This window comes from Aphanothece microscopica RSMan92 (assembly GCF_046613545.2).
Classification (GTDB): domain Bacteria; phylum Cyanobacteriota; class Cyanobacteriia; order PCC-6307; family Cyanobiaceae; genus NIES-981.
The window spans coordinates 1-1,327 of sequence record NZ_JBKKKY020000186.1 but is presented as its reverse complement, the minus strand read 5'-3'; the positions used below and the strand labels follow the sequence as shown (position 1 = coordinate 1,327).

Genomic DNA, 1,327 nt, shown 5'->3' with positions numbered 1-1,327 from the left:
GCCAGGGATGTAGGGGAAGGCACTCACAAGACCCACCAGCGTGAGCAGGATTCCCACCAACCTTGAGGTCGGCCTGGCCCACTCCCGATAGAAGCCTGGAATCCTCAGGCGACCCAGCCTGAGGGCGTCAAACACCCCATTGCTGATGCGTATGGCGACAATAGTGATCCCCAGGATGATCGCGATGGAGAGGATATTGGGGATCGCTCCCACTACACCGCGCATCGCTCCGAGAAAGACACTGCGCAGCTGAGCCCGCAGCCCCTCCGCAATTCCCTGGGTTGGGGGGAAGAGGCTGAGCAGCAGCGGGATGAGCAGATAGCTCAGCACCAGGATCAGCAGCCAGTAAAGAATGAGGCGAAAGTTCTGCAGCGTTCCTCGGATCTGATCTGGCTCGACCAGTTCTTTGACGCCAAGTCTCTTGAGGGATTGAAGATAAAAGCGTTGTCGGCCAGCAATCCATCCCTGGGCACGACTGTTCAGGTATCCCAGGGTCTTGAGCAACAGGACATAGAACAGCAACACGGCAGCCGCGAGGCCCGTTCCCTTCAGCCATGAGCGGGTGCTGTGAATGTCTCGGTAGCGAACGATCGCATCCCGGATCTTGGTTTGGCTGCGCTTGGCCAACGCCTCGCGATTGATATCAAAGCAGGCTGCCATCCGGTCATCGAAGGCGCCAAGCTGTTTGAATTCCTGTCCCTCTTTCTGGACACCAATCAGCACGAAGGGGTGGGAATCCTTGAGCACCACCTGCTCAGGGGCGATACTGCGGTCTTCAGCCAGCTCGAGAAGCTGTTTTGAAGCACGCCGCGCAGCCTCCTGTAGATTCTGAGCCCCTGGAACAGAGCGCAACTCGATCACGTTGCGGCCATCCAGCTTCACGAAGCTGGGAGTAGGCGAACATGCCTGCGGATCTTCGGCTCTGGTGGGTGACGGCAGGATCAGGAGCAAGGTGATCAGTGCCAGAGCGATCGTGATCAATCGCGGCGCCAGCCTGGTGCGCACAGCACCACGGAGAGCGGAGAACGCCAGAGGAGGTCGCATGCTGGAATCGAGAGGAAAGGAGCTTTACGGAGCCTTGATTTCGGTGGTTGGAGACAACGATGCGGAGCTTGTGCTTGCCCCGGATGGCATCTCAGCCATGTCCAGATGCTGCCACCTCAGGGACCGTGCTGGCATTGCCATCGCGCACGGCGTGATATCCGGGCGAGAGGATCTCCACCCCAGCTTCGGCAAAGCGGTCCTGCAGGGCGCCATGCAGCTGGGAGAGGCTCTGACGGTAGGTGTTGGCATCCCGGAGGTAGGCGGTGAGTTCGTAGCTGATATG

The 1,327-nt window shown here is 59.4% G+C and carries 1 protein-coding gene and 1 pseudogene; both read right to left on the bottom strand.

The annotated features are described in order from the left end of the window. Positions 1-951 (bottom strand): hypothetical protein (locus tag ACLD7X_RS16825; RefSeq protein WP_425625416.1); only part of this gene is annotated, 951 nt, incomplete at its 3' end. Positions 952-1,135: 184 nt separating this feature from the next. After that, positions 1,136-1,327: pseudogene (locus tag ACLD7X_RS16820) on the bottom strand (hypothetical protein); the annotation flags it as partial.